The 20950-nt window shown below is 62.7% G+C and carries 18 protein-coding genes (1 of these 18 only partly in view); 17 read left to right on the top strand and 1 reads right to left on the bottom strand.

Annotated features, from left to right (window positions below):
- The 17 genes from ACU8HS_RS13480 to ACU8HS_RS13400 all read left to right on the top strand — a co-directional run.
- Positions 1-273, top strand: the 3' portion of a protein-coding gene (locus tag ACU8HS_RS13480; RefSeq protein ID WP_112564088.1) for a hypothetical protein. It extends 66 nt beyond the left edge of the window; the window shows 273 of its 339 coding nt (coding positions 67-339); the start codon falls outside the window, past its left edge; it ends in the stop codon at positions 271-273.
- A 134-nt stretch (positions 274-407) separates the two neighbouring features.
- On the top strand, positions 408-614 hold the full coding sequence (locus ACU8HS_RS13475; RefSeq protein ID WP_112564086.1) for a hypothetical protein: 207 nt from the start codon (positions 408-410) through the stop codon (positions 612-614).
- A gap of 163 nt (positions 615-777) precedes the next feature.
- On the top strand, positions 778-1584 hold the full coding sequence (locus ACU8HS_RS13470; protein ID WP_112564084.1) for a pseudouridine synthase: 807 nt from the start codon (positions 778-780) through the stop codon (positions 1582-1584).
- Between the two features lie 11 nt (positions 1585-1595).
- The gene (locus ACU8HS_RS13465) at positions 1596-2279 is read left to right on the top strand and encodes a phosphoribosyltransferase (RefSeq protein WP_113413009.1); all 684 of its coding nucleotides are present in this window, start codon (positions 1596-1598) and stop codon (positions 2277-2279) included.
- A gap of 119 nt (positions 2280-2398) precedes the next feature.
- Positions 2399-4141: an SLC13 family permease gene (locus ACU8HS_RS13460; protein ID WP_447014547.1), complete on the top strand. Its 1743-nt coding sequence runs from the start codon at positions 2399-2401 to the stop codon at positions 4139-4141.
- 181 nt (positions 4142-4322) lie between these two features.
- Positions 4323-5267 (top strand): phosphoribosylaminoimidazolesuccinocarboxamide synthase, encoded by a 945-nt coding sequence (locus tag ACU8HS_RS13455; protein WP_447014546.1) that lies wholly within the window; start codon positions 4323-4325, stop codon positions 5265-5267.
- Positions 5268-5365: 98 nt separating this feature from the next.
- A complete protein-coding gene (locus tag ACU8HS_RS13450; protein ID WP_112564078.1) occupies positions 5366-5968 on the top strand; it encodes a TetR family transcriptional regulator in 603 nt (200 codons plus the stop codon).
- A 150-nt stretch (positions 5969-6118) separates the two neighbouring features.
- Positions 6119-7333 (top strand): efflux RND transporter periplasmic adaptor subunit, encoded by a 1215-nt coding sequence (locus ACU8HS_RS13445; protein WP_447014545.1) that lies wholly within the window; start codon positions 6119-6121, stop codon positions 7331-7333.
- Positions 7334-7383: 50 nt separating this feature from the next.
- Positions 7384-10494 (top strand): efflux RND transporter permease subunit, encoded by a 3111-nt coding sequence (locus ACU8HS_RS13440; RefSeq protein WP_447014544.1) that lies wholly within the window; start codon positions 7384-7386, stop codon positions 10492-10494.
- Positions 10495-10648: 154 nt separating this feature from the next.
- Positions 10649-12082, top strand: coding sequence for an efflux transporter outer membrane subunit (locus tag ACU8HS_RS13435; protein ID WP_112564072.1), 1434 nt, complete (start codon positions 10649-10651; stop codon positions 12080-12082).
- 175 nt (positions 12083-12257) lie between these two features.
- Positions 12258-13301 (top strand): LacI family DNA-binding transcriptional regulator, encoded by a 1044-nt coding sequence (locus tag ACU8HS_RS13430; protein ID WP_113412994.1) that lies wholly within the window; start codon positions 12258-12260, stop codon positions 13299-13301.
- 1 nt (position 13302) lies between these two features.
- Positions 13303-14325, top strand: a complete 1023-nt coding sequence (locus ACU8HS_RS13425) for an ABC transporter substrate-binding protein (protein ID WP_112564067.1) — start codon at positions 13303-13305, stop codon at positions 14323-14325.
- Between the two features lie 65 nt (positions 14326-14390).
- A complete protein-coding gene (locus tag ACU8HS_RS13420; RefSeq protein ID WP_112703577.1) occupies positions 14391-15218 on the top strand; it encodes an ABC transporter permease in 828 nt (275 codons plus the stop codon).
- On the top strand, positions 15215-15994 hold the full coding sequence (locus ACU8HS_RS13415; RefSeq protein WP_112703578.1) for an ABC transporter permease: 780 nt from the start codon (positions 15215-15217) through the stop codon (positions 15992-15994). Before ACU8HS_RS13420 ends, ACU8HS_RS13415 begins: the two co-directional genes overlap by 4 nt.
- Entirely contained in the window at positions 15987-17012 is a 1026-nt protein-coding gene (locus ACU8HS_RS13410; RefSeq protein WP_113412993.1) for an ABC transporter ATP-binding protein, read from the top strand. The genes ACU8HS_RS13415 and ACU8HS_RS13410 overlap by 8 nt, the downstream gene beginning before the upstream one ends.
- A gap of 4 nt (positions 17013-17016) precedes the next feature.
- Positions 17017-17937 carry a nucleoside hydrolase gene (locus tag ACU8HS_RS13405; protein WP_447014543.1) on the top strand — a complete coding sequence of 307 codons (921 nt, stop codon included), beginning with the start codon at positions 17017-17019 and terminating at the stop codon, positions 17935-17937.
- Complete coding sequence (locus ACU8HS_RS13400; protein ID WP_447014542.1) at positions 17934-19721, top strand: adenine deaminase; 1788 nt, start codon at positions 17934-17936, stop codon at positions 19719-19721. The genes ACU8HS_RS13405 and ACU8HS_RS13400 overlap by 4 nt, the downstream gene beginning before the upstream one ends.
- 6 nt (positions 19722-19727) lie before the next feature.
- Here the strand turns inward: ACU8HS_RS13400 and ACU8HS_RS13395 are convergent, their stop codons facing one another.
- Positions 19728-20903, bottom strand: coding sequence for a M20 aminoacylase family protein (locus ACU8HS_RS13395; protein ID WP_447014541.1), 1176 nt, complete (start codon positions 20901-20903; stop codon positions 19728-19730).
- Positions 20904-20950 lie beyond the last annotated feature (47 nt).

The raw sequence follows: 20950 nt of genomic DNA, 5'->3' as shown, positions 1-20950 counted from the left end.
GTGTCCCGCCTGCAGAAGATGATTTCAGCGCAGGGCGCGGAAGCCTATTACGAAGTACGCAACCGTGCCGGAAAGGCTTACGAAGATGCGCTTCCGCGTGCCAAAGGTGCCGTTGCCCAGATTCGTGCCGAAGGTGCGGCGGTCGCCGGCACCGCCCGCGAACACCCGGCTGCAACCACCACGGCGCTTCTGCTTGCCGGCGCGATCGGCTTCCTGGCAGGCTACATGCTGTCGGGCGCCACGCAGCCCGAACCGCGCCACTGGTGGCGTTAGCCCATCCACCTCCACTCCCGCATTTTGTACGCATCCTGCAGATCCGTTTTTTGCAGGGTGCGTAAACACTTATGTCTTAGAAAAACCGATTTTTAATGCGATCGATGGGAATATAATAATGAAGGGAGGTCACCATGGACAGCAAAAGAGAGAAGCTGATTGTCGAAGTCAGTATCGACGGCAGCGACGGCCGACGTGCAGTCGGCATCATGAATATGCGCCAGGCACTCGATCTGCCCGAAATGCCGAGCCTTTCCTACACGCATCCGGACCCGGCCAAGGCCGCAGCCGGGATCGTGATGAACCGGCAGGAACTCGCCGGCTTCATGGCCTGCCCGTGAGGCGGTAGAAAGACCCTTTTTACCCGCTGCGCTTTCCCGAAGCGTCGATGGTTCCATTCGGCATCCGAAATCCCCTCCTCCCCAGAATTTCGAACACCATTGCTGGCATCCGTGCGTCGTTCATGCCAAGAACGGCTCTCGCAATCACATCAGGGATGGCGAAGTGAGAAGCCGGCGAGCACCGCAGAAAACACGCGAACACAACAAACCCGAGGCCGGCCCGGCCGGCAAGCGGGTTACGCTCCCGCGCGCGCTCTCCAAACTCGGCTATTGTTCCCGCACCCAGGCTGAAAGGCTGATCGCCGACGGCCGTGTCGCGGTCGAGGATCGCATCATCACGGATCCCTCGGCATGGGTCGATCTTTCGACCGCCCTTATCAAGGTCGATGGCAAAGAGATCGCCGCCGAGGCCAGGATATACCTGATGCTCAACAAGCCGCGCGGCCTTGTCACCACGCGTCACGATCCGGAAGGTCGTCCGACCGTCTATGACTGCCTGGCTGATTTCGACGTCCCGCATCTTTCGCCTGTCGGCCGGCTCGACAAGGCGAGCGAGGGCCTGCTGCTCTTCACCAACGATACGGAATTCGCACAAGCACTGCTCGATCCGATCACCCACGTCCCGAAATCCTACCATGTCCAGATCGATCGGATCGCCGATGACGACATGCTGGCGGCGATGACGTCGGGCCTTCGACATGACGGCGAACTGCTGCGCGCCACCGCCGCCCGCAGGCTGCGCGAAGGCGACCGCAATTCCTGGATCGAAGTGGAACTTCAGGAAGGCCGCAACCGGCAGATCCGGCGGATGCTCGAAGCGCTCGATATTGCCTGCCTGCGGCTCGTGCGCGTCGCGATCGGTGGGCTGGAACTCGGCGATCTGCCGAAGGGATCGGTCAGGGAACTGACGGAATCCGAGCTGAAGGACCTGCGCCGCAAGGTCGGTACCGGCAAGGCGATGCGAGGTTGAGAATGAACGAGATGAAGCCGCATGATTTCTGGCAGGACATCCATCCGCCGGGCAGCTTCGAAACGGACGGCGATTTCACCTCCTTCTTCGTGGCCGAACTGGAAGACGGCAGGCAATTGCGGCTGCCGATCCGCCTGCTCGCGGACGGCGAGCATGCGCTGGCCTCGCTGATCATCAACCAGGCAGGTTTTGCCGTGCTCGATGCGCTCGCCGAAAGCCTTGCGGCAAAGATAGGACCCCTCGATATCGATGTGGTTGCCGGCCTGCCGACACTCGGCCTCACCCTTGCTGCCGCCGTTGCCCAGAAGCTCGGGCACAGCCGCTACGTGCCACTCGGCACTTCCCGCAAATTCTGGTATCGCGACGAACTCTCGGTCGCCCTCTCCTCGATCACCACTCCGGAACAGCAGAAACGGCTCTATGTCGATCCGCGCATGCTGCCGCTTCTCGAAGGATGCCGCGTTGCGCTGATCGACGACGTCATCTCGAGCGGGACCTCGATCGTCGCCGGCCTCGATCTTCTCGCGAGCTGCGGCATAGAGCCGGTCGTCATCGGCGCGGCGATGCTGCAGTCGGACCGTTGGCGCGCCCGGCTCGACGCCGCGGGACCGCAATGGCAGGCACGCACAAAAGGCGTTTTTGCAACGCCCATCCTCGAGCGGACGGCCGAAGGGAAATGGCGCAGGCCGGCCTGAGCGCCCGCGGGACGGCCGCTGGCAGGGCATGTGAGGAGCAATCATTCTTTCGTCTGAGCAGGCTATACAGCGCCGGACGAATGGCTACATTCGGCCTGTGATCGAAGACAGGAACCCCGATGACGCTCGAGCAAGCAGCCCTCCTGATCCTGCTGACGGCCATGCTCTTCCTGTTTTCCCTCGACCGCCTGCGCATGGAAGTCATCTCGATCGGCGGATTGCTTGCAGGTTACGGGCTCGGCCTGTACCCCGCCGACGGTATCTTTGCCGGCTTCGCGAGCCCCGTCGTCATCACCGTGGTCGAAATCCTGCTGATCGTCCAGGTGCTGGCCCGCACCAAACTCTTTGACAGTCTCGCCGAGCGCTTCGTGGCCTCGGGCCTCTCGCACTTCCGGGTCATAACAGGCGTCTCCGCCCTGACCGGCTTCATCTCGATCTTCATGAACAGTATCGGCGCCTTTGCGATTACCCTGCCGCTGGCGCTCCGGCTGAACACGCTTATGGCCATTCCGCGCCGGCAGCTCGTGATGCCGATCTCCTTTGCCGCTCTTCTTGGCGGTCTCGTCTCCCTGATCGGCACGCCCGCCAATCTTCTCGTCAGCGACGCGCTTGAAAACGCGACCGGCAAGGGTTTCCGTTTCTTCGACTTCGCTTATGTCGGCCTTCCGGTCGCCATTTCAGGCATTCTGCTCATCGCCCTGATCGTGCGGCAACTGTTTCCGGAGCCGGACGAAGCTGCGGAAACGCCAGTTCCGCCGGCCCGCCGCATCGTCGCGGAGCGCACCATTCCCGAGCATTCGCCGTTGATCGGCGCAACGCTTGCCCAATGTGCCGAGCGTTTCGGCATCCAGCCGCATGCGTTGATCCGCGACCGCGCTTTCGTCTTCGGCCCGCTCGAACAATCCGTCATCCAGTCGGGCGACATTCTGCTGGCGCAGGGCGCCGATTCCGTCTTCGCGGATCTGGCCGCCTCGCAGGCCCTGGTGGCGGAGGCCCATCCGCACGGGCTGCAGCCGGATTTCACCAGCATCGAGGCCGTCGTCATGCCGGAAAGCACCGTCGTCGGTTCACGTGTCGCATCGCTGGAGGTCTTCCGCAATCGCGGGGTCACGGTCTCGGCGCTGTCGATGCGCTCTCCGCGCGTCGAAGGGCGCTTTGCCGATCTGCAGCTTTCGATCGGCGACATCCTGGTGCTGGAAGGTCCGAAAGCGGCGATCGCGGAAGCGCTCGAAGAGTGCGAATGCCTGCCGCTCGCCTCGGCAGCGCCCACCCCTGCCGCGGCGGCCTCTTGGCGGCCTTTCGCCATTTTTGCCTCCGGCGTTGCCGCTTCCGCCTTCGGCCTGCGTCCCGACATCGCGCTTGCCTTCGTCTTGCTCGCACTTGCCCTGCCCGGCTATCTGAACATCCGCCAGGCGATGGCGGATCTCAATTGGCCGATCATCATCATGCTCGCGGCGATGATCCCGATCGGCCAGGCGGTCGCCACAACGGGCATGGCCGAAACCATTGCGACCTGGCTGAGCCTTGTAGTCCCCATTGCCGATCCGTTGTGGGGTATTGCGCTCGTCCTGTTTCTCGCCATGGCGCTGACGCCCTTCGTCAACAATGCGACGGTCGCGATCGTGCTTGCGCCGATTGCTCTGGAATTTGCGCGCGCCGGACAGCATGCACCGCAGGCCTACCTGATAGCGGTGGCCGCCGGCGCCTCGCAGGATTTCCTGACCCCGTTCGGCCATCACAACAATACGCTGTCGATGAGCATCGGCAGCTACCGCTTCGGCGATTTCCTTCGGGCCGGCTGGCCGCTGACGCTCGCCGGTTATATATTGACACTCGTTCTCATCGCCCTCTTCTGGCTTTGAATGAGCCTTTGCTTGACTTCCGCGGCAATGAAACTAGAGCAGGGACAGAGCATGCGGCGCAAAAGCGTGGAGCGGTTTTGCGATAACGACATGCGTAAAACAAAGACCTGAAGCGTCGGAAGCGAACCCCAAAGATCGCGGCACGCTTTAGCCTCAGCCGATAGAAGGATAGCCAGGCGCCGTGCGTATTCTCTCCGAAGCCCATTTCCCGGAACTGCCGAACTACTATCGCGGCAAGGTGCGTGAGAACTATGATCTTCCGGACGGCCGGCGCATCATCATCAGCACCGACCGGCTGAGCGCCTTCGACCGCATCCTGACCTGCATTCCCTACAAGGGGCAGGTATTGACGCAGACGGCCCGTTACTGGTTCGAGGCGACGAAGGATATCTGCCCCAACCATGTTCTCGGCTATCCCGACCCGAATGTCGTCATCGGCAAGCGTCTCGATATTCTGCCGGTCGAGATTGTGGTGCGCGGTTATCTCGCCGGCACGACCGGCACGTCGATCCTGACGCTCTACAAGAAGGGCGAGCGGGAAATGTACGGCATCCGCCTGCCCGATGGCATGCGCGACAATCAGATCCTGCCCGAACCGGTCATCACGCCGACCAGCAAGGAATTCGACGGCGGCCACGACGAGCCGCTGACACCGGCCGAAATCGTCGGCCGCGGCCTGTTGACGAAAGAGCAGTGGGAAACGCTGTCGAAATATGCGCTGGCTCTTTTTGCCCGCGGCCAGGAAATGGCGGCAAAGCGCGGCCTCATCCTCGTCGATACGAAGTATGAGTTCGGTACGGACGAAGACGGCAACATCATTCTTGCCGACGAGATCCATACGCCTGACAGCAGCCGCTACTGGGTGGCGCAAACCTATCCCGCGGCCTTCGACGCGGGCCAACGGCCGGAAAGCTTCGACAAGGATTTCGTCCGCGCCTGGGTGGCGGAGCGCTGCGATCCCTACAAAGACGAGATCCCGGAAATTCCGGTCGAGCTGATCGAGCAGACCTCCGCCGTCTATATCAAGGCCTATGAATGGATTACCGGCGAACCTTTCGTCGCCGATATCAGCGGCGAAACGCCCGCGGCGCGTATCCGGGCAAATCTCGCGCCCTATTTCCCCTGAACCGTTGAAGGCCAAGCTGCGAGACCGCTTGCAGGTTTTCGGCCAATCGCGCTAGCATCGTGAAAAAGAGGTGCCGGGCCAAGCCCGGCGGGGGACAGATGGCACGCAGGCCCAGACGCAAGGCCGAGGAAACCCGGGAGGATATCCTCTCGATGGCGGAGACCCTGTTTCGCCAGCGCGGCTTCGTCGCGGTTTCCATCGCCGATATCGCCGCTTCGCTGCACATGTCGCCGGCCAACGTTTTCAAGCATTTTCATTCAAAGGCGGTGCTCGTCGATGCGATTGCCGAACGCCATCTCGGCAACGCCACCGAGCGCTTCGCTGCCGTCGACACCAGCCTGCCGCCGAAGGAACAGCTGCTGAGCTTCGTCCTGCGCCTGCTCGACAGCCATCTGCAGGACATACAGCAGAACCCCTACATCTTCGAAATGGTGATCTCGACGATCGATGCCAAGCTCGACGCCGGTCATCGCTATCGCGAGCGGATAGAGCAGAAGCTTGGTGAGATCATCCGTGAAGGCGTAGCCGAAGGCAATTACCGCTGCGACAATACGGACGCGGCCGCGCGCACCGTCGCAGACGTTCTGGCTTGCGTTCTGCACCCCATTCTCATCGCCAAGGACGACAAAAACACGCTTGTGCACCGCGCCGAAAAAATCGTGTGTTTCGTGGATGCCGCACTGCAAAATAACCCTTGCTAAGTGACGATTGCTGAATTACGTCACTTCAGAAAGCTTTTCTTAATATCGGATAACGGCATCTGTTTCCGGATCAATTGTCACGCTTATATAGAGCGGCGCGTCACAGGGCCGGCGATTGAACCGCTACTGCCAACCGCACAGGAATTCAGCATGACTCGGCGTTCCCTCATCGTCTCCTCGGCCCTCCTGCTGGTTATGGGCCTTGCCGCCTGCAACGACAGCGGCAGCAAGCCCGCCGGCAATGCAGGTGCCGGAGCCGCCCAGCAGGCCGCCCCCGTCGGTGTTGTCACGCTGAAGAAGGATACCTATCCGATCACCACGATCCTGCCCGGGCGCGCCGAAGCCTTCCAGGTGGCCGATATCCGCCCGCAGGTGAACGGCATCATCCGCGAAATTGCCTTTAAGGAAGGCGGCGAGGTCAAGAAGGGCGACCTGCTCTACCAGATCGACGACGCCGCCTACCGCGCGGCCGTCGAGCAGGCCCAGGCCGCAATTTCCAAGGCCGAGGCAAGCGTGCCCAGCGCCCAGAGCAATTTCGACCGTTACCAGCGCCTGGTCGGCAGCGGCGCAACGCAGATCGAATTCGAAACCGCCCGCACGGCCCTTGCTCAGGCGAATGCCGAAGTCGAAGCAGCCAAGGCCGCCCTTACCGCGGCGCAGATCGATCTCGACCATACGAAGATCATTGCTCCGTTCGACGGAGTGATCGACCAGACGGCCTACAATATCGGCAACGTCGTCGCGGCCAACCAGACAACTGCGCTGACCACAATCCGTCAGCTCGATCCGATCTACATTTCGCTGACGGAATCGAGCACCAACCTGCTGAAGCTGCGCGACGCGATCGCTGCCGGCGAAGTCAAGGGCGAGGACAGCAATGTCGCGTTCCGGCTGATCCTCGAGGACGGCCGTGAATATAATCAGAAGGGCAAGCTCGACATGTCGAAGCAGGTCGTCAGCGAAACGACCGGCACCTTCATCATCCGCGTGGTCTTCCCGAATCCGGACCGCGTCATCCTGCCGGGCATGTATGTGCGCGCCACCGTCGAACTCGGCGCAGAATCCGGATATTCCCTGCCGCAGCTTGCGACCACCCGCGACGCCAACGGTCGTTTGACCGCGCAGTTCGTTTCCGCCGAGGGCAAGGTCGAAACTCGCGTATTCCAGAACGCCGCACCCTCCAACAACTCCTGGCTTGTGACCGAGGGCGTGAAAGATGGCGACCAGCTCATCGTCAGCGGCCTGCAGTCGATTGTTTCAGGCATGCCGGTGAAGCCGGTCCCGATGAAGATCAACGACAACGGCGTGGTTGTCCCTGCCGATCAGCCCGCGGCCGGAGGCGAACAGAAGCCCGCAGCAAAATAATGCGCAGGCATTTTCGCATCGTCACCGTCCCAGCCGCACAGGAATAACCGATGGCCAAGTTTTTTATCCGACGACCGATCTTTGCCTGGGTCATTGCGATCACCATCATGCTCGCCGGCCTGCTCGCCATCTTCACGCTGTCGATCTCGCAATATCCTGACATTGCGCCGACCACGGTCCGCATCAACGCCACCTATCGTGGCGCCAGCGCCGAAACGGTCGAAAAATCGGTGACGACCATCATCGAAGACGGCATGACCGGTCTCGACGATCTGACCTACATGACCTCGACCTCGTCGACAGGCTCTGCCAGCATTTCGCTGACCTTCGGCACCAGCATCAATCCCGACATTGCGCAGGTCCAGGTGCAGAACAAGCTGCAGCTCGTCCAGTCGCAGCTGCCGGGCGACGTCATAGATGCCGGTATCAGCGTCACGCGCTCCACCTCGAGCATTCTTCTCGTCGGCTCGCTGATCTCGACCGACGGCAAGCGCACCTCCGTCGACCTCGGCAACATCATGTCGACCTCGATCGAGGATCAGATCCAGCGCCTGGAAGGCGTGGGCAGCATCAACGTGTTCGGCTCCGGCTACGCCATGCGCGTCTGGCTTGACCCGTTCAAGCTGCAGAAATTCCAGCTCACCCCCGGCGACGTGACCTCCGCCATCCAGGCGCAGAACACGCAGGTCTCGGTCGGTTCGCTCGGTGCCCAGCCCTCCGTTCCGGGCCAGCAGATCAACGTGACGATCACGGCCCAGAGCCAGCTCACCACGGTTGCGGATTTCGAGCACATCATCCTGAAGGTCGAAAAGGACGGCTCGACCGTTCGCCTCAGCGATGTCGCCCGCGTCGAGATCGGTCAGGAAAGCTACGGGGGCAGCTCACGGTATAACGGCCTGCCGTCGTCGGGCTTTGCAGTAAACCTTGCGATCGGTGCGAACGCCATCGACACCGCCGCGCGTGTGCGCACCGCGCTCGAAACGATCGGTCGCGGCCTGCCGGAAGGCGTCGAGATCACCTATCCCTACGACACGACGCCCTTCGTCGAACTGTCGATCGAAAAGGTCGTGCACACGCTGATCGAGGCGATCGTGCTCGTCTTCGTGGTTCTGTTGATCTTCCTGCAGAATCTGCGGGCGACCCTGATTCCGACCATCGCCGTTCCCGTCGTGCTTCTCGGCACTTTCGGCATCCTCGCGGCGACTGGCTACTCGATCAATACGCTGACCATGTTTGCCATGGTGCTGGCAATCGGCCTTCTCGTCGACGACGCCATCGTCGTCGTCGAAAATGTCGAGCGCATCATGTCGGAGGAAAAGCTCTCGCCGCTGGAGGCGACCGAGAAGTCGATGGGTGAAATCACCGGCGCCATCGTCGGCATCGCTCTCGTGCTGACCGCCGTCTTCATCCCGATGGCCTTTTTCGGCGGCTCGACCGGCATCATCTACCGCCAGTTCTCCATCACCATCGTTTCGGCCATGCTGCTTTCGGCACTCGTCGCCATCGTGCTGACGCCGGCGCTCTGCGCCACGATGCTGAAGCCGGTCGACGAGCACAAGAAGCACCGCATCGGCGACTGGTTCAACCGCAACTTCACCCGCTCGACCAACGGTTATGTGCGCGCCATCGGCTATCTCCTGAAGCGGCCGATCCGGGTCATGCTGGTGTTCCTGCTGGTCGGCGCCGGCTGCGCCTATCTCTTCACCCGCCTGCCGAGCTCGTTCCTGCCGCAGGAAGACCAGGGCGTGCTGCTCACCATCGTCACCACGCCGCCGGGCTCCACCACCCAGCAGACGCAGGCCGTCGTCGAAAAGGTCGAAAAATACTTCCGTGAGAACGAGAAGGACGCGGTGGATTCCGTCTTTGGCGCGCTCGGCTTCGGCTTCAACGGTTCCGGCCAGAACAGCGCCATCGTCTTCACAAAGCTCAAGGACTTCTCGCTGCGCACCGATCCCAATCTCAGCGCGCAATCGGTGGTCAACCGGGCTCTCAGGAACTTCTTTACGATCCGCGAAGCCCAGGTCTTTGCGCTGCTGCCGCCGGCGATCCAGGGTCTCGGCGTATCGAGCGGCTTCTCCATGTATCTTGTCGATACCGGCGGCCACGGCAATGAGGCCCTGACGGCCGCCTCCAAGCGGCTGATCCAGATGGCCGGCGGCACCGGCAAGGTCGTGGCCCTTCGCTCCAACAACAAGGAAGTCGAGCCGCAGATGAAGATCCTGATCGATCAGGAGAAGATCGGCGCCATGGGTGTCGACCTTGCGTCGGTCAACTCCATGCTGTCGATCATCTTCACCGGACGCGACGTCAACGACTTCACGCTGAACGGCGAGATCAAGCCGGTTTACGTGCAGGGTGACGCCCCCTTCCGCATGCAGCCGACCGATCTGAACCACTGGTATGCCCGCAACAACGCCGGCGAAATGGTGCCCTTCTCCGCCTTCACGACAACCCAATGGGTCGAAGGCGCGCCGTCGCTTGCCCGGTTCAATGCCGTCAGCGCCATCCCGCTCGACGGTGCGGCCGCCCCTGGCGTCTCCTCGGGCGAAGCCATGAACGAGATGGAGGCGCTGACGGCACAGCTCGGCGGCGGCTATACGGTCGCCTGGCAGGGCATTTCCTATCAGGAACGGCTCTCGGGCTCGCAAGCCCCCATGCTCTACGCGATTTCGGTTCTCGTCGTCTTCCTCTGCCTGGCTGCACTCTACGAGAGCTGGTCGATCCCGTTCTCGGTCATCATGGCGGTCCCGGTCGGCGTGCTCGGCGCGCTCGCGGCAGCAACGCTGTTCGGGCAGGCGAACGATGTCTATTTCAAGGTGGGTTTGCTCACGACCATCGGCCTTGCGGCGAAGAACGCGATCCTGATCGTGGAATTCGCAAAGGACCGAATGGAGACCGGCATGGGGCTCTTCGAAGCGACGCTGGAAGCGGCAAGGCTGCGCTTGCGCCCGATCGTCATGACCTCTCTGGCGTTCATCCTCGGCGTCGCGCCTTTGGCCATCGCAACGGGCGCGGGTTCCGCCGCCCAGAACGCGATCGGCATCGGCGTCCTCGGCGGCATGCTTGCTGCGACGATGCTCGGCATTTTCTTCGTGCCGTCCTTCTTCGTCGTCATCCGCCGCATCTTTGCCACACGGCAAAAAAATGAGGCGGGAGTGTGATAAAAATGCACTGTGAGAAAGCTTTCCGGATTGCTACATTGCGCACGGACTGCTTCGGCATGTGTTTAGCGTAAGAAACGAGGCGCGTCGGGCCGATAGTGAAGCATGACGCTTCGGACAAGAATTGACTTGCTCGAGTTACAGGATGAAATGCATGGTACCTCTTCGTTATGCCACACCGGCGCTATTGTTATTGCTGTCGGGCTGTGTTTTAGGCCCTGATCACGTACCTCCTGAAATGCCGCTCCCTGGAAAATTCAGCGAAGGCGGCAAAAAGAGCAACGGCGACGTCGCCACCACGGCCTGGTGGACCGCCTATAACGACCGCAAGCTCAACAGCCTTATTCAGATCGGCCTCGATCAGAACCTGACGGTTCAGCAGGCCATTGAACGTATCAATTCCGCATCCGCCAACGTGACCATCGCCGGCGCCGGCGCATTGCCCGCCCTCGATGTCGGCGCCTCTCACACCGTCAGCGGCCAGACCGGCGAACTGCGCACCCAGTTCAACACCCGCAACACCAGCGCCGGACAGCTCTCCCTGTCCTGGCTGCTCGACATGTTCGGCCTCTACAAGCGCAGCAAGGAAAGCGCCCTCGCCTCGCTCGACTCCGCTTACGCGGCCGCCGACATCGCCAAGCTCTCCTACATCCAGGACCTTGTCTCAACCTATATCGATCTGCGCTTCTATCAGCAGCGCCTGGCACTTTCGAAGGCCAACCTGAAGTCTCGTCAGGAAACCTACGACCTCACCAAGTTCCAGCTTGATGCCGGTGCGGCCTCCCGCCTCGACGTCGTGCAGGCCGAAGGCCTCGTCCAGTCGACGCTCGCAGAAATCCCCGGCCTCGAAACCAATATCCGCGTTTCGGCCCACCATATCGCCACCCTCGTCGGCCAGCCGGCCGGCTCCATGGTCGACGAACTGTTGCGCGGCTCCGGTCAGCCGACTTTCCGCGGCGGCATCAATTCCGGCATTCCGGCCGACCTGATCCGCAATCGTCCCGACATTCGTCAGGCTGAGCGCAACCTCGCTGCCGCCACCGCCCAGATCGGTGTCGCCGAGGCGCAGCTCTATCCGTCGATCTCGCTGTCCGGTTCGATCTCGCCGAGCTACATCAACCAGCGCGGCATGCACGGCGGCCTGTCGGCATGGTCCTTCGGCCCGACGCTGAACCTGCCGATCCTCGATGGCGGCCGCCTGCGCGCCAATGTCGACGTTTCCAAATCCGACGCGGCCGCAGCCTACCTCGCCTGGAAGCAGACCGTGCTGACGGCGGTCGAGCAGGTCGAAAACGCCCTGTCGGCCGTTCGCCGCGATGCTCAGACGGTCGATGCGTTGCGCGCACAGGTCCGCACGACGCAGGAAACGCTCGAACTCTCGACGGCATCGTACAAGGACGGTGCTTCCTCGCTGCTCGACGTTCTCGATGCCCAGCGTCAGGTTTCTCTCGCTCAGGCAAGCCTCGCCGCCGCTGTTCAGCAGATGGCGAAGGACTACGCTGCGCTCAACATCGCAACCGGCGGCGGCTTCGCTCCCGGCGGCAAGACCACGGCTCCGGCACCGGTCAAAGTTGCCAAGGGCAGCTGAGGTCCTCGCATAATCTTATCGTGAAGCCCCGCGGGTCAGGTCTCTCGCGGGGCTTTTTGTTTGCGCGACCATTCGACCGGACAGATAATTGCGCATCGGAGGAATTTGGATTCGACAAGCCGCGATCGCTACGCTATGCAGTTGCTTAAACGATTAAGCGAAGCACGTCGGAACAATGGCTTCACAACGCCCGGGACCCAACCTCAGCAGGATAGCGACGTCGCTCGGCGTCTCTGTTGCCACCGTCTCGAATGCGCTGTCCGGCAAGGGCCGGGTGTCCGACGCTCTAATCGAAAGAATTCGCGCGCATGCCGCCGAACTTGGCTATGTGCCGAGCCAGGCAGGCCGGGCCCTGCGCACCGGTCGCAGCGGCGTGCTCGGCCTTGTCCTGCCCGATATCGCCAACCCTCTCTTTCCCAAGATCGCCCAGGCCATCGAATATGCTGCATCCGCGGCAGGCTACGGCGTGCTGATTGCCGACTCCCGCGGCGATATCACGGCGCAGACCGAGGCGATCAACCGGCTGGTGGAACGTGGCGTTGACGGCATGGTGGTTGTGCCGCGTCGTGCGACCCGCATTTCTGGCGCAAGCTGCCCGGTCGCCGTCATCGACACCGCCTCCACGCCCGGCAATACGGTCGCCGCCGACCACTGGCAAGGCGGCAGGGAGATCGCCGCCCATCTCGCCGGCCTCGGTCACAGGCAGATCCTGATCATCGGCAACAATCATGAGTCCAATGTCCAGAACGACAGGGCCGGCGGCATCAGGGCCGGCCTGCAGCCCGGCATGCGCTCCGAAACGCTCTGGATCGAGCGGCTCGAGGCCGAGACAGGCGTCGGCTGCCGCCTGGGCCTTGCGGAAAAGGCAGGTCAGGGCTTCACCGCCTTTGCCGCGCTTTCCGACCTGCAGGCTTTGCGCGCGCTGACCGAGCTGCAGCAGGAGGGTATCAGCGTGCCTGCCGATGTCAGCGTCACCGGCTTCGATGACCTCATCTGGTCGCCTGTCGTCACGCCGTCGCTGACGACGGTGAGGATGGACATGGATACGATCGCCGAAATCGCCGTTTCGGCACTGGTCGACAGAATTAACGAAAGCGGCATACGAGAGGGCGTGCTGGTTACGGCGGAGACCGAACGCGTGCCCATGCAGCTGATCGTCCGCCAATCCTCCGGGCCTGCGAACCCGGCACAAAAAACCTCAGAGATGGAGAACATGTAGAATGAAGAAAGCCCTCATTGCATCGGTGGCGCTTGCCGCACTTTTCCCGCTCGGCGCCGCAGCACAGGACCGCACGCTGACCATTTCCGTCTATGCCTTTGCGCAGGACGACTACAAGACGATCGTCTACGATCCATTCGAAGCCAAGTGTGGCTGCAAGCTCGTCGTCGAAACCGGCAACAGCGTCGAGCGCCTCGCCAAGATGGAAGCCAACAAGGCCAATCCGGTGGTCGATCTTGCCGCCGTCTCCATGGCTGACGGTCTTGCCGCCGCCCGCGCCGGCCTGATCGACAAGGTCGATACGTCCAAGCTTCAAAATTTCTCCAAGCTCTATGATGTCGCCAAGGATCCGAACGGCGACGGCATGAGCGTCGGCTATACCTTCTACGCCACCTCGATCGCCTACCGCTCCGACAAGATGAAGATCGAATCCTGGGCCGACCTGCTGAAGCCGGAATATGTCGGCCACGTCGCCTTCCCGAATGTCACGACCAACCAGGGTCCGCCGGCGCTTTATATGCTCGGCCTCGCGCTCGGCAAGGACACGCCCGATCTCAAGGCGCCGATCGAAGCACTCGGCGAGAAGAAGGACGAGATCGTCACCTTCTATGAAAAATCCTCCCAGCTCGTGCAGCTCATGCAGCAGGAAGAAATCTGGGCGGCTCCGATCGGCCGCTTCTCCTGGGCAGGCTTCACCAAGCTTAATGTTCCCGTTGCCTGGGCAACGCCGAAGGAAGGCCAGACCGGCGGCATGAACGTGCTGGTCATGACCAAGGGCTCGAAGAACCAGGACCTCGCCATGCAGTTCATGGATTTCTGGCTCTCGACCGAAGTTCAGACCAAACTCGCCGAAAAGCTGATCGACAGCCCGGCGAACAAGGAGGTCAAGGTCTCCGACGAGGTCGCCAACAACATCACCTACGGCGAGGAAACCGCCAAGAGCCTGAAGCTCATCCCCTCTGCCGCCGCGCTCGACAATCGCAACGGCTGGCTGAAGGAATGGAACGAAAAGGTCGGCCAGTAATCCGCCGCCGATAATGGTCCCGGCGCCGGCCGGGACCGACCTCTCCCCCGCTCGAAAGGCGTCCCATGTTCCAGAACCGCGCCGAAGCCCTGGCACTTGCCCTGCCGGCAGCGATCTTCGCAGCCGTGGTCTTTCTGCTGCCCGTCGCGATCCTGCTCTCCGAAGGCTTTCGCAGCAGCGGGGCCTGGACGCTCGCGGCCTATACGGATTTCTTCGCGCAGACGCTGAACCGCACCGTCTTCTTCCGCACGTTCCGGCTCGGCCTTGAAGTGACGGCCGTTTCGGCCGTTATCGGCTATGCCGCAGCCTTCGCAATCGTCAATCTGCCCGCCAAGGGCAAGGGCCGCATGATTGGCCTCGTCACCCTGCCGCTGATGATTTCGCCTGTTGCCCGTACCTATGCCTGGATCGTCATTCTCGGCCGCACCGGCATCGTCAACGAAGCCGTCACCGGCCTCGGCCTGAGCGCGGAGCCGCTGCGCCTTCTCTTCACGGAAACCGCTGTCTTCATCGGCCTGCTGCAGCTCTTCCTGCCGCTGATGATCCTGTCGCTCATCAGCGCGCTGGAGAACATGCCGAAGGATGCCATTCCCGCCGCCCGCGTGCTCGGCGCCAACTGGTTCCAGGTCTTCTGGAAGGTCATTCTGCCGCTCACCAGGGAGGGGCTTGTCGTCGGCGGCACGCTGGTCTTCACCGGCTCGCTGACGGCCTACATCACCCCGGCCATTCTCGGCGGCTCCAAGGTGCTGATGCTGGAAACGCTGATGTACCAGCAGGTATCGGTCGCCAACAACTTCGTCTCGGCGAGCGTCATCGCCTTCATCCTGATCGTCATGAGCTTTGCCGCCAATATTCTGTTGAAACGGCTCGCAACTGCGAGGAACCGTCGATGAGCATCCGCCTGTTCTCACCGGTCGTACTGTTCCTGCTGCTGGTCTTCCTGATCGGTCCCTTCCTGATCATCATCGCCGCCTCCCTTTCGGCCGGCGATACGCTGGCCTTCCCGCCGCAGGGCCTGTCGCTGCGCTGGGTTGCCAAGGTCTTCACCATCGACAGCTTCCGAGACAGCTTTGCCATGTCGATGTTTCTCGCGGTTTTCGGCACGCTGGCAGCGCTCGTCCTCGGGATTCCCGCCGCCTATGCCCTGTCGCGCTACAGGCTGCCCGGCTCCGAGGCGATGAGAACCGTCGTCTCGCTGCCGATCATCGTGCCGGGCATCATCGTGGGCCTGGCGCTGCTGCGTTATCTCGTCGTTCCTTTCGGCTTCAACATCACGCTGGCGCTGTTCTTTGCCCATACCGCCCTGGTGCTGCCCTATGCCGTGCGCGTGGTGTCTGCGAGCCTCGGGAACCTTCGCGCGGATATCGAGGAAGCCGCGGTCCTGCTTGGCTCGTCGCGGTTTGGCGCCTTCTTCCGCGTGGTTATGCCGAATATTCGCGGCGGCATTCTCGCCGCCTTCATTCTCGGCTTCGTCACCAGCTTCAACCAGGTGCCCGTTTCGCTGTTCCTCTCCGGCCCCGGCGTGCGCACCCTGCCGATCGACATGCTGGGCTATATGGAGACCACTTACGACCCGTCCGTTGCCGCGCTCTCGGCGCTGCTCGCCTTCCTTTCGATCGGCATCGTCTTCCTCGCCGAACGCTTCCTGGGATTCTCTCGCTATGTCTGATGCCTACCTTCAACTCGACAAGCTGACGCTTGCCTATGGCGATACGGTCGCGGTGAAGGGCCTCGACCTGTCGATCGCCAAGGGTGAACTGGTGGCGCTTCTCGGCCCCTCCGGCTGCGGCAAGACGACGACCATGCGCGCCATAGCAGGCCTGCTCACCCCAGCCTCCGGCCGCATCAATCTCGATGGCGCCGATATTACCCGTGTCTCCGCCAACAAGCGCGCTGTCGGTCTCGTCTTCCAATCCTATGCGCTGTTCCCGCATTTGACGGTCTATGAAAACGTTGCTTTCGGCCTGCGCCTGAAAGGTCTTCGCGGCAAGGATCTGGACACCAGGGTCAATGGCGGCCTGAAGTCCGTCGGATTGGCGAAATTCGCAGGCCGCAAACCGGCTGAACTCTCCGGCGGCCAGCAGCAGCGTGTGGCGCTTGCCCGTTCCATGGTCATGGAGCCGAAAGTGTTGCTGCTCGACGAACCGCTCTCCAATCTCGACGCCCGTCTGCGCCTTGAAATGCGCGCCGAACTGCAACGCGTGCAGAAGGAGACCGGTGTCACCATGATCTTCGTCACCCACGATCAGGCAGAGGCACTCGCCCTTGCCGACCGCATCATCGTCATGCTGAATGGCGGAATCGAACAGATCGGCACGCCCGAGGACATCTACAACAAGCCTGTCTCCTCCTTCGTCGCCGATTTCGTCGGCTTCGAGAATATCTTTGCGCTGAAGGACGGAAAGCTTGCGACGGCAAACGGCCCGGTCGCGCTTGCAACTCCGGCGCCTGACGATACGGCGGGCCTGGCCTGGCGGCCGCGCGCGGTGATGCTTGGTTCCGGTCCTTTCCAGGGCACCGTGCGCGGCACATCCTTTGCCGGCAACAGCCGCGAATATCTGCTGGACAGCACGCTCGGGCCGATCAAGGCGGAGGTTGATGCCACCCTGCCGCAACACGAACTCGGCAGCGCCATCGCCTTCGACCTGCCGGTCGCGGCCGCCGCAAGCCTCAAGCGTTTCGGGTGACATCATGGGTGTGTGGATCGACACGGATATGGGTTTCGACGATATCGCCGCCATCATGGTGGTGACGAATGCCGAACTCACGATCGACGGCGTATCCCTGGTGTTCGGCAATGCCTCGCTGCCGCAGGTGCGCACCAATGCGGCGGGTGCCGCCAAAGCCTTCGGCTGGAAATTTCCGATCCATACCGGCCGCCACATGCCCGTCCTCGGCAAGCTCGAGACGGCCCAGGCAGTGCTCGGCGAAAGCGGCATCCCCACGACCGGCAGACACCTGCCGCCTGCCGCGATCCTGCCGGATAGCGACGCCTTTGCCGCACTTTGCCGCTGGCTGGAACTGGAGGGCCCGCACCGTATCCTGGCGCTCGGACCGCTGACGAACATCGCAGCCCTTGCGCTTGCCCGCCCCGATCTTGCCGCCCGCATCACCGAACTCGTCTGGATGGGCGGCGGCGTCACCTCGGGCAACCACACGGCATCGGCCGAATTCAACGCGCTCGCAGACCCCGAAGCGCTGGCCATCGTCATCGCCCACAAACTGCCGCTGCGCATGGTCGATCTCGATCTCTGCCGCAAGGTCCTCGCAAAACCCGAGGATGCCGATCCGGTCCGCGCCGCGGGCGGCACCAATGCCGATCTGATCGCCGACATGTTTGCTGGTTATATCGCGATCGGCACCAGCCGCGGTCGTCCCGCCATGGCGATCTACGATCCTTCGGCCGCCGTCGCCTTCGCTGCTCCGCAAGTGGTGAGTTTCCGCCCTGCCCGCATCGACGTGGAATTGCACGGGCAACATACGCGCGGGCGCACGGTCGTTGAAACCCGCGCCACCCACGCAACGTTCAATGCACAGTTCGCCGCCGACATCGATGCCGACATGGCGCGTGTCATCATTCTCGCCGCCCTGGTCAACGAGGCCCGCAAATGACCGCCACTCCGCGCCAGGAACCTGGCGATCTCAACGAGCCCGCCTTACGCGCCCGCGCCGTGGCCGCCGCCCGTGGCGACAGCCCCTTCGATCTGCTGATCACCGGCGGCCGCATTCTCGATAGCGTCACCGGCCTGATCCGCGAAGCCGATATCGGCCTCGTCGGCGCCTTGATTGCGAGCGTGCACGTACCGGCAAGCCGCACGGACGCGGCCGATGTAATCGATGCCGCCGGCAGCATCGTTTCTCCCGGTCTCATCGATACGCACATGCATGTCGAAAGCTCGATGGTGACGCCGGCCGAATATGCTGAAGCCGTGCTGCCGCGCGGCGTGACGACGGTCGTCTGGGATCCCCACGAATTCGGCAATGTCCATGGTCTTGACGGGGTGCGATGGGCGATCGAGGCGGCGCGCAACTTGCCGCTGCGCATGATCCTGCTGGCTCCTTCCTGCGTCCCTTCCGCCCCCGGGCTTGAACTGGCCGGTGCGGATTTCGACGCCGGCGTCATCGCCGAACTGCTGCGCGCGCCGGCGATCGGGGGTGTCGCTGAGGTCATGAACATGCACGGCGTCATCGATGGCGATCCTCGCATGACGGCGATCGTCAATGCCGGCCTGGCCTCCGGCAAACTCGTCTGCGGCCATGCCCGCGGGCTGGAAGGCGCCGACCTCAATGCCTTCATGGCTGCCGGCATTACGTCCGATCACGAACTCACGTCCGGCCAGGACCTGCTGCAGAAACTCGCGGCCGGGATGACGATCGAGCTGCGCGGCTCGCACGATCACCTGCTGAAGGAATTCGTCGATGCATTGAACGGCATCGGCCATCTTCCGCCGACCGTCACACTCTGCACCGATGACGTCTTCCCCGACGAACTTCACGAGAATGGCGGCCTCGACGATGTGGTGCGCCGCCTCGTGCGTTATGGCATGCGCCCGGAATGGGCCTTGCGCGCTGCGACCTTCAACGCTGCGCAGCGTCTGAAACGCTCGGATCTCGGCCTCATCGCTCCCGGACGCCGCGCCGATCTCGTGCTGTTTGCGGATATGAGCGAATTCAAGGCCCGCGCCGTCATCGCCAACGGCCGCCTGGTTGCCGAAAATGGCGCGGTGAGGGATCCGATCCCGCCGCTCGATACCAGCCCGCTCATGCAATCGGTCAAGCTTGCGCCGCTTGCCGACGATGATTTCCGCATTCGCTCAGCGGGCACCAGGGTGCGCCTGGCAACGATCGACCGCCCGCGTTTCACCCAGTGGGGCGAAGCGGAGGGAGACGTTCGCGACGGCTTTGTCGTCCCCCCGGCCGGCAGCGCCATGATCGCGGTCGCGCACCGTCATGGACTGGCGGACGGCAGGCCGCGTGTCGGCTTCCTGACGGGCTGGGGCCAATGGCACGGCGCCTTTTGCACCACCGTCTCGCATGACAGCCACAATCTCACCGTCTTCGGCGGAAATGCGCGAGACATGGCGCTTGCAGCAAACGCGGTTATCGAGGTCGGCGGCGGCATGGCCGTGGCAAAGGACGGCCGCGTCGAAGTCCTTCTGCCCCTGCCGCTCTCCGGCCTCGTGACCGATGCCTCGCTGGAGGAAACCGCCAACGGCTTTGCCGGCATCCGCAAGGCGATGGAGAAGATCGTCGACTGGAAACCACCCTATCTGGTCTTCAAGGCCTGCTTCGGCGCGACGCTCGCCTGCAATGCCGGGCCGCACCAGACCGATCGCGGCATCGCCGACGTCATCACCGGTAAGGTTCTTGAGAGCCCGGTATTGGAGGTCTTCTGAGGCGATTTAAGCCTCAGCCTTGAGCTCCCGTTCCACCAGCGACACCCAATAGGCCGCACCATATTGCAGCGCCTCGTCGTTGAAGTCATATGCCGTGTTGTGATGCAGCGCCCCATCGACGGCCGGGCCATTGCCAAGCCAGACATAGCAGCCGGGAGCATTCTGACCGAAGAAGGCGAAATCGTCGCCGGCGGTTGACGGCGGAAAACTCGTGCGGGCCTTTTCGCCAAAGACGGCCTTTGCGGCAGCCAGCGCCCGCGCCGTCGCATCCGCATTGTTGACCACCGGCGGAATGCGGCGTTCGAATTCATAATCCGCCGAGATGCCGAACATGGCGGCCGTGCCCCGCGCCAGACGGCTGATTTCGGACTCCAGCTGATCGCGCACCTCGGGCGAATAGGCCCGCGCCGTCCCGCCGATCTCGACGATATCGGGGATGACGTTGAGGGCCTTGGGATTGCCGGCCTGCAGCGAACAGGCGCTGACCACTGCCGGCTGAAGCGGATCGACGACGCGCCCGACGATCGCCTGCAGCGACGAAAGGAAGGTGGCGGCTGCCGTGATCGGATCGCGCCCGAGATGGGGCTTTGCCCCATGCGTACCGATGCCGCGGAAGGTGATCCGCCAGCTGTCGGACGAGGCAAGCTGCGGCCCCTCGACGACAGCGATCTCGTCCACGGCAAGGCCGGGCATGTTGTGCAGGCCATAGACGGCATCGCAGGGAAAGAGCTTGAACAGCCCCTCCTCCACCATGCGTTTTGCGCCGCCGCGGCCCTCTTCTGCCGGCTGGAAGATGAAATGCACGGTACCGGAGAAACTCCGCGTTTCGGCGAGATAGCGTGCCGCGCCGAGCAACATCGCCGTATGCCCGTCATGACCGCAGGCATGCATCTTGCCCGGCACTGTCGACCTGTAAGGCCGCTCTGCCGTCTCGGGCATGGCGAGCGCGTCCATGTCTGCCCTCAGCCCGATCGCGCGTGTGCCGTTGCCGATCTGCAGCGTGCCGACGACGCCCGTGCCGCCGAGGCCGCGATGGACCACGATACCGGCCTCCTCCAGAAGCCTGGCGACGATCCCGCTGGTGCGCTCTTCCTCGAAGCCGAGTTCGGGATGGGCATGCAGATCGCGACGCAGAGAGGTCAGAAAAGGCAGATCGTTGCTGATCCGGGCGGGAATGCTCATGAGCCTGGATATCCTGTAAAACGAAAACGGGCGCCCGATAGCGCCCG

Source organism: Rhizobium sp. KDH_Rht_773_N, assembly GCF_052946295.1.
The sequence above is the reverse complement of the archived record's forward strand: the minus strand, read 5'-3'. Positions and strand labels throughout refer to the sequence as shown.

Excerpts from the sequence above, each read along its gene's own strand:
- ACU8HS_RS13475 (WP_112564086.1), top strand. The coding sequence starts at position 408 with ATGGACAGCAAAAGAGAGAAGCTGATTGTCGAAGTCAGTATCGACGGC.
- ACU8HS_RS13465 (WP_113413009.1), top strand. The coding sequence starts at position 1,596 with ATGAAGCCGCATGATTTCTGGCAGGACATCCATCCGCCGGGCAGCTTC.
- ACU8HS_RS13460 (WP_447014547.1), top strand. The coding sequence starts at position 2,399 with ATGACGCTCGAGCAAGCAGCCCTCCTGATCCTGCTGACGGCCATGCTC.
- ACU8HS_RS13450 (WP_112564078.1), top strand. The coding sequence starts at position 5,366 with ATGGCACGCAGGCCCAGACGCAAGGCCGAGGAAACCCGGGAGGATATC.
- ACU8HS_RS13445 (WP_447014545.1), top strand. The coding sequence starts at position 6,119 with ATGACTCGGCGTTCCCTCATCGTCTCCTCGGCCCTCCTGCTGGTTATG.
- ACU8HS_RS13440 (WP_447014544.1), top strand. The coding sequence starts at position 7,384 with ATGGCCAAGTTTTTTATCCGACGACCGATCTTTGCCTGGGTCATTGCG.
- ACU8HS_RS13435 (WP_112564072.1), top strand. The coding sequence starts at position 10,649 with ATGGTACCTCTTCGTTATGCCACACCGGCGCTATTGTTATTGCTGTCG.
- ACU8HS_RS13430 (WP_113412994.1), top strand. The coding sequence starts at position 12,258 with ATGGCTTCACAACGCCCGGGACCCAACCTCAGCAGGATAGCGACGTCG.
- ACU8HS_RS13425 (WP_112564067.1), top strand. The coding sequence starts at position 13,303 with ATGAAGAAAGCCCTCATTGCATCGGTGGCGCTTGCCGCACTTTTCCCG.
- ACU8HS_RS13420 (WP_112703577.1), top strand. The coding sequence starts at position 14,391 with ATGTTCCAGAACCGCGCCGAAGCCCTGGCACTTGCCCTGCCGGCAGCG.
- ACU8HS_RS13415 (WP_112703578.1), top strand. The coding sequence starts at position 15,215 with ATGAGCATCCGCCTGTTCTCACCGGTCGTACTGTTCCTGCTGCTGGTC.
- ACU8HS_RS13410 (WP_113412993.1), top strand. The coding sequence starts at position 15,987 with ATGTCTGATGCCTACCTTCAACTCGACAAGCTGACGCTTGCCTATGGC.
- ACU8HS_RS13405 (WP_447014543.1), top strand. The coding sequence starts at position 17,017 with ATGGGTGTGTGGATCGACACGGATATGGGTTTCGACGATATCGCCGCC.
- ACU8HS_RS13400 (WP_447014542.1), top strand. The coding sequence starts at position 17,934 with ATGACCGCCACTCCGCGCCAGGAACCTGGCGATCTCAACGAGCCCGCC.
- ACU8HS_RS13395 (WP_447014541.1), bottom strand. The coding sequence starts at position 20,903 with ATGAGCATTCCCGCCCGGATCAGCAACGATCTGCCTTTTCTGACCTCT.